We start from the raw sequence: 6,834 nt of genomic DNA, 5'->3' as shown, positions 1-6,834 counted from the left end.
ATGGCGGCCTCCTCACTGAATCTCTACTGCATGCCCGTAGTGCACTTGCTCGCCCGGCAGTTCCCGCAATACTGGACGCTGTGCTGGCTATCCTGCGCCTGAGCAACGAGTAGAAAACGGCCTTGCTCGTTATGTGCTGTTCAGCCGTACTCGGGGCAACCTGTCTAGTTATTTTCCGAGATCGCCCAGTGATTGGAGGAAGCGGAGAGCCTCTTCATGCTGGTACCCGTGCATGACCTCCTGTCCCGGCGTTCCAATCATCGGCTTGTCTGGCGCAGTTTGTTTGGCTACCGATATGACCATACGTCTAACTTCCTTGATGACGAGCTCCGGCTGTGTTTCAACCAGGCTGCCGACTAGGATGTACAGCATGTTTAGCTGCGCTTGCTGCTTGAGGAAGCGCTCCTCGATTTCGGCGGGGGTCAATTGTTGGTCTCCACGCTGGCCGATCTTCAGGCTGTTTGAGAGAACCTACTCCGTAACAACCCAGGCTCAAAGCGCCTGGAGCTTGGGAAAGTCGCCGGCCACACGCCGTTAGCTTACAAGCACGCGCGCCAGACTGGCACGACCTTGTTGATCCCGTCAGCTCTGCACCAGCACGTCAAGCCCCATCCTGGTCTGGTCGACAGCGCGCCAAAGCCGATGCGTCACGCCGTTGATCTTGAATACGACCCCTCGTCGGCGATAACCCCGAGCGCATCCACTCCGAAGCGGCTCTGGCCAGGCTGTGCGGCGCCTGTCCCGCCCCGGCCTCCAGGGGCAAGACCACCCGCCAGCGGCTCAACCGAGGAGGTAACCGCCAAGCGAATGCCGCCCTCTGTCGCGTCGTCATCGTCAGCATGCGGGGCCACCAGCCCACCCTCGACTACGTCCGGCGGCGGACAGCCGAGGGCGAGACAAAGTCCGAGATCATTCGATGCCTCAAGTGCTACGTCGCCCGCGAGATTTTTTGCTATCTCTGCCGCCCGGCCCATCCACCCCAGACCGCCACAGCTACCCCTTAACCGCTATAGGAGCTTCTGTGACGCGTCGCATGGCGATCTCCGCTGCAGTCTGGTTCAGACGCCGACACTACCAGCAGTCGCCCGTTGGTGCACCAGAACCTTCATCGGGCAATAGCATGCCCACTCGTTTCACTTCGTCAAACGTTTGTTTGAGGGCGTGCTATCCTGCCCGTCCTATGGCTGGACTACCGCGCATCAAAACCTGATTGGCGGCGCTGGCGGAGTTGTCTGCATCGCGATTGGCGGAGGCTGGGAAAGCTTGGCCAGTACACCGAGATCGACCCCCGCCGGCATCAGCCCGCGTCAGGGTGGCGCGGCAGACGCTGGCCGAGGGGCACGATCTAAAGGCGATCGGGGAGCGGCTGGGCATGGAGCTGCCGGCCGTGCTGATGCTGCTACGCCTCGTGGCGGTGGAGCGAGCCGGCCGGGAAGGCAGGCGTTTCTCTGTCTCGGCGGTGCTGGTGAAACTGGTGCGCGCAAACTGGGAGCATCTGGAGAACGACAGCAAGCGGACTGTTCGGTTCTACTCGGGAGGGATCACCAGCCGGTCGACGGGATCATCCTCATCGTCACTCTACTACTTTGATGCCCATATCCCGCAGCAGTGCCAACGTGTCTTCAATTTGCTCTGAAGAATGGTTCTCCGGCGGCAATGCCCGGTTCAGCTCGTCATAAGTGACAAACCCCCGAAGCCTTCCGCTTTCTAACAACGTTTTGATCTTCCCCAAAAAGTCATTGTGTTCCGACTTATCCACGACCCTACTCATGCCTCCTTTTTTTGCACCCGCAGCGTGCGGGTGGGTGTGCAACACCATACTGTCCAGCATCGCGTATTCCGTATCTGGATCCATCGCGAAGTGCTGGAGCAGGCGCCTCCCCACGCCACTCTTGGCCCAGTGGCATCTGCACCCACAAGGTCGCCACTGTCCGCGAGATGATCAGATCCACAGGCGCCAGCCTGCTCCGCCTGGCTCCCTACAGCCCTGATCTGAACCCGATCGAGCAAGCCTTCAAGCTGAAGACGCTACTCCGGAAGGCAGAAGCCCGAACCTGCTTAGCCAACTCAGGCTATACGTCGAGTAGCGGGGAGAAGATTTAAAACGCCTCTCCGTCCTCCTCGGTCGTATTGGGCATTACTGCTGCGCCCTCACCTCCAATAAGCGGACCTCTTCCTTTCGGCACTGCCGCAACGTCTTCCGCTCCATCGAGCGGACCTTCTCGTCTCGGAACACCAGGGATAGGCACTTGTTTCATCGGCCAGTGAGGCCGTTAACCGGTCGCTATGTCATTCAACTCCTGCATTTGTTCGCGTATCCAAACGTCAGCGGGGTCGCTCGGAAACCCGGTCATCGCTCACCTCTCCATCCTCTCTGGCCACGTCAGGCGACACTGCCACACCGCCTCCTCCATTAAGCGGGCCTTTCCCTTTGGGATTTCCGAGGACAGGCGCAGGCTCTGCTGGCAGATCGAAGGGAGGCCTGCCGTGCAGGTCATCAAACTTTTTCTGAAGGACCTCACGTAGCCAACTGTCGAAGGAGTCGACTGGCTCCCCGCTCATCGCTGCCTTCAGAACCTCAATCCTCATAACGCGACTGCCCTCCATGGGTCACGAGCTAGCTTGCAGCGGCCTAACTGTCGCTGAAGCGGGTCTGTGCAAGCGTGAAGAGCTCTTGAGCGGGAAGGGGACCGGCACGAAGAAGATGACCCACCTTCCAGAAACCATCACGGTGAATCCGACGTCGGGTGAAAGCGGCCTACATCCCAGGCGTGCGGCTAGGTGACTTGGCCTGCCCTCGCCCTGTGCTACCTCGGATGAAGGCGCGTCCGCCGGGCACCTGTTGCGGGGGGCCTCATGGGCAAGATTGTCGCCGGAATGTGCGTGCTGCTGTCAGCAATCTCGTTGGCAGCGTGCGCACCAAAACCGCAACCGCCCCAAATGAGTTGGCGAAAAGCAGGGTCACAGCCAGGGGAGTTCAACCGGGTTGCTACGCGTGCCACCGTGAAGCATCAGGCCGGTCAGCAACATCGTCCTCCACGTCTACTTACAGTAGCGCTCAGGTCGGAACTGACAGGCAGTTGCTAGAATCTTGTCTGTACGCCCATGGCTAGAGGCGGGTCCCTCTATAGGGGACTAACGCCGATTCGCTTCACGGGCCTGCCCGGCAACACGGCGTGCTGCTCGAGGCGGCCGATCTAGCTTCTCAGCCGGAAGGTCGCCCGGGTCATAGTCCCGCCTGAGATCCCAGCCCGTGATGATCGAGGATCCCTGCACGGGAGGATCGCTCGTGAGGGTGAGGTACTTGAGGTGCCCGGCAGAGAAGGCCATCAGCAACAGGGCGAGGGCATCCGGAGGGATGCGGAGAATGACCTCCGACTGGCGCCGTGACCTCTGGAGGATCGCCACGTCGCGAGGCGGATCGCCGCTGATCCGGCGTACATCCAGATTGAAGTCCGGGGTGATGGTGATGTCGAACTGCTCACCCTGTTGAGCAACGGGGCGGATCATCCAGGCTGACAGTTCGAGGTCCCGATGCTCCAGGTAGATGCCATCGATCAGGTGGGGGATATTGTTGACGCCCAGGGAATAGTCCCATCGCCATGAGATAATCTCGGCCATCCAGTGGAACTCCGGCCTACGGCGGCCTGAAGGCGCTCTGGGCTTCCGCGGCGGGCCAGGAGACGGGGGTTCTGTTGAACGTGGTTTCGGCATTGCCCGATCCTATCAGGGCAGGATCAGCGGGTGCCTTTCCGTCACTGCAATGGCCCCCAAGAGGAAGCCATTACGACGCGTGAGAAGGGGAGGGGCTGAGGAGTGAGTGATCGGCGTGGAGATTACCGAGCCTAGAAAGATGAACTGGCCGGCTGGCAATCCCCGGAAGCCTTTGCCGAGAAGCTCGGCCGCATGTGGGACACCCACGGCACCGACCTGCTGAGCGACAGCGGAACAGAATTTTACTGCGAGGGCCCACCTTGTTGCATGGCTCGCGGGTGTGGGCGGACGGCGCCCTACCCTGATCTGGGTTCATGTGAGGCGGACGTACTCCGGGCGTCCGAGCTCGAGTATGCGGTTCAGCACGGCAACGGCGACGGCCATCTCGGCTGCCTGACGGCCATCGGCCTGCGAGCGTAGAACCTCACCGATGACGCGCTTCCATCGCGAGATGTCGGCCTCCACGACGGCGCGCCAGGCGTACCCTGACGCCCGCTGCCAGCCCATGCGGCCGCGCTCGGTGATAGTCTGCATATGTCGGTCCCGCTGCGTCGGCGCGGTCTCGGCCGTATCGCTCCTTACCGCGCCTGATCGGGGCGGGACGATGACGCCGGCCGCCAGATACCGGGCAGCGACCCCGGCGTATACGTCGTCCCGGTCGTAGGCTCCATCGCCGGTGAAGGACGCAACGGACCCGTCGACCTAGTCGAGCAAAGGCCCGACCTGCGAGCCATCATCGGTATCCTTGTCGGTCAGTGCCGACGCGACGATCCGCCCGGTGTCGGCATCGGTGGCGAGATGAAGCTTGCGCCACCCGGGCCGCGTCCTTGTGCGGTGCTTTTCCACGAGCCACTCACCGGGGCCGCAGAGCTTCAGTCCCGTGCTGTCCACCAGCAGGTGCACGGGCTCGCGCCCCGGCAGAGGACGCGGCACCTCCATCGTCTCGGCCCGGCGGCTTATGGTGCTGTGATCGGGTACGGCGAGGTCGAGTCCGAGCAGGCCGATGACGGAGGCGATGAGGCCTTCCGTCTGCCGCAGCGCCAGGCGAAACACCGCCCGCAGTGTCAGCGCCGCGGTGATTGCCAGGGCGGAGTAGCGGGGCTGACCACCACGGCCAGTGCGGGGCTCTGCGCCCCACGCCTCGATAGCCTCTGCCGTAAACCACAGGGTGAGGCTGCCGCGGGCACGCAGTCCAGCCTCGTAGGAGGGCCAGTTCGTCACCCGGTGCCGCTGCTTTGGGATACGGTGCCGACGGTCGGCATCGGCCTTGAACGGCATGGCGGGCGCCTCATTAGCCATCGAGGAGCAGCTCTCACGCCAGCCTACCAGAGGATGCCTAACCGGACGATCCATGCACCAAGGTCCAGCTGCATAGGACGGCAGACATGATAGCCGGCTGCAGGCCTTTTCCAGGGTCCAAATTGCTGTTACGTTTGAGAACCGCAACCAAGTCCGAGTGAACGGTGCGACTGCCAGGAGAGGTGGATGGCGAAAGCTTTGAACGCCGCTGCGTTTGATAAGCCGCACTGGGGATTGGTTGCTAGAGGCTGGGGCTGGAGCGAACACGACACCTACTTCTCCGCCCGCGGCGGCATAGTCGAGCGCAACGGCGGTATCGAGAATCCCAACCGCGCGAGCCTTTATGTCGGGTCCTGCTACTACCGCTTCGTCGATCTTCAGGACAGCCCGAACAAGCAGCAGGGCGGCGGCTGGTGGGTAGACTACGACCAGCTACTCAAGATCATCCATGGCTGCTCAAGCCGAGGACTGAACCTGTCGCAGATGGCGCGCGCTTCGCTCGCCGTGCCATGGGAATGGAACCACGCCGATGGAATTGTGCGGGCGACCATCGCTGCACGGCTCGACGCCTATGAAGGAAGGGGAGCGCCAGTAAGGCCTGGCAAAACCTATCGTGGCACTTACTCCGTTGACGGGGGCGGCTCCTATCCGGGAGATCGGAACGTACTCCAGCTCTACATACCGGACATGCGCTCGGTCTGGCAGCAGGCGCTTACGGGCATTACCGTCCAGCCTGTCCGTGAATTTGCCATAAAGTATCGAGATATCATCCGCGTTTGACACATCGGCGTAGGGTCGTCGTGAACGTTGTTCTCTGTGGTTCACAGTGACTGTGTTGCACGGACCAGCTTGGAGGCGCAGTCGGCGAGCGGCAGGGACGGAATCACGCGAGCCGGATATACTCCGGGCGTCCAAGTTCAAGCATGCGGTTCAGCACACTGACAGCGACGGCCACCTCGGTCGCGCGGCGCCTGTCAGTGCGCGACCGCAGCGCGCCGCCGATGACGCGCTTGAACCTACTGATGTCAGCCTCGACGAGGGCACGCCAGTTGTAGCCCGACGCCTTCTGCCAGCCCATGCGCCCCCGCTCCGCGATGGTCCGCAGATGTTGGTCCCGCTAGGTCGACGCCGTCTCGGCCGTGGCGCTTGGCACAGCACTGGACCTTGGTGGAACGATGACAGCCGCATCGGGTACCGCGCCGCAACCTCAGCGTAGACGCCGTCCTGGTCGTAAGCGCCGTCGGCGGTGAATGAGGCAATTGGGTCCGCGACCTGGTCGAGCAAGGGACCGACCTGCGAGGCGTCATCGATGTCGTTCGTCGTCAGGGTGGACGCGACGATCCGCCCGGTGTCAGCGTCCACACCGATATGCAGCTTGCGCCATGACCGGCGTGCCCTGCTCCCATGCTTCTCGATCAGCCACTCGCCCGGGCCACATAACTGCAGCCCCGTGCTGTCGACGATCAGGTGTATGGGACGGATGCCGGACTTGGGCTCCGGCACCTCCAACGTGTCGGCCCGGCGGCTCAGGGTCGTGTGGTCCGGCACAGCCAGGTCGAGACCGAGCAGGGCGATGATGGAGCCGATCAGGCCTTCGGTCTGACGCAAGGCCAGGCGGAACACGGCCCGCAGCGTCAGGGCCGTGAAGATGGCCAGCCCCGAATACCGCGGCTGTCCGCCCCGCGTGGTCCGGGGCTCGGCCTTCCAGGCCGCGATCGCCGCATCCGTGAACCACACGGTCAAACTGCTACGTCCGCGTAGGGCCGCATCAGGTGTTGGTGCACGGATGCGAGTAAGCAGACAGGGCTGGCCCCACCCAGT

Annotated in this window: 4 protein-coding genes and 5 pseudogenes; 4 read left to right on the top strand and 5 right to left on the bottom strand. The window is 62.6% G+C overall.

From position 1 onward, the window contains the following. Window positions 1–168: 168 nt before the first annotated feature. Window positions 169–426 (bottom strand): hypothetical protein, encoded by a 258-nt coding sequence (locus ACVBD7_RS26820; RefSeq protein WP_458098547.1) that lies wholly within the window; start codon window positions 424–426, stop codon window positions 169–171. A gap of 248 nt (window positions 427–674) precedes the next feature. On the opposite strand from ACVBD7_RS26820, the pseudogene ACVBD7_RS26815 reads away from it, so the two are divergent. Next, window positions 675–1,004: pseudogene (locus tag ACVBD7_RS26815) on the top strand (transposase); the annotation flags it as partial. A gap of 308 nt (window positions 1,005–1,312) precedes the next feature. Next, window positions 1,313–1,636 carry a hypothetical protein gene (locus ACVBD7_RS26810; protein ID WP_458098558.1) on the top strand — a complete coding sequence of 108 codons (324 nt, stop codon included), beginning with the start codon at window positions 1,313–1,315 and terminating at the stop codon, window positions 1,634–1,636. Here ACVBD7_RS26810 and ACVBD7_RS26805 read toward each other — a convergent pair. Then, window positions 1,577–1,702 (bottom strand): annotated as a pseudogene (locus ACVBD7_RS26805) (RNA polymerase sigma factor region1.1 domain-containing protein); the annotation flags it as partial. The gene ACVBD7_RS26810 and the pseudogene ACVBD7_RS26805 overlap by 60 nt on opposite strands. 209 nt (window positions 1,703–1,911) lie before the next feature. On the opposite strand from ACVBD7_RS26805, the pseudogene ACVBD7_RS26800 reads away from it, so the two are divergent. Beyond that, window positions 1,912–2,055, top strand: a pseudogene (locus ACVBD7_RS26800) (transposase); the annotation flags it as partial. A 1,080-nt stretch (window positions 2,056–3,135) separates the two neighbouring features. Here the strand turns inward: ACVBD7_RS26800 and ACVBD7_RS26795 are convergent. Beyond that, window positions 3,136–3,621: a hypothetical protein gene (locus tag ACVBD7_RS26795; RefSeq protein ID WP_458098546.1), complete on the bottom strand. Its 486-nt coding sequence runs from the start codon at window positions 3,619–3,621 to the stop codon at window positions 3,136–3,138. Between the two features lie 405 nt (window positions 3,622–4,026). Further along, window positions 4,027–4,992, bottom strand: a pseudogene (locus tag ACVBD7_RS26790) (IS5 family transposase). A gap of 207 nt (window positions 4,993–5,199) precedes the next feature. Here ACVBD7_RS26790 and ACVBD7_RS26785 point away from each other — a divergent pair. After that, window positions 5,200–5,793, top strand: coding sequence for a hypothetical protein (locus ACVBD7_RS26785; protein ID WP_458098545.1), 594 nt, complete (start codon window positions 5,200–5,202; stop codon window positions 5,791–5,793). A 103-nt stretch (window positions 5,794–5,896) separates the two neighbouring features. Here ACVBD7_RS26785 and ACVBD7_RS26780 read toward each other — a convergent pair. Beyond that, a pseudogene (locus ACVBD7_RS26780) lies at window positions 5,897–6,813 on the bottom strand (IS5 family transposase). Window positions 6,814–6,834: the final 21 nt, after the last annotated feature.

Source organism: Roseomonas sp. WA12 (genome assembly GCF_054165765.1).
This window is presented reverse-complemented; position numbering and strand designations above follow the sequence as displayed.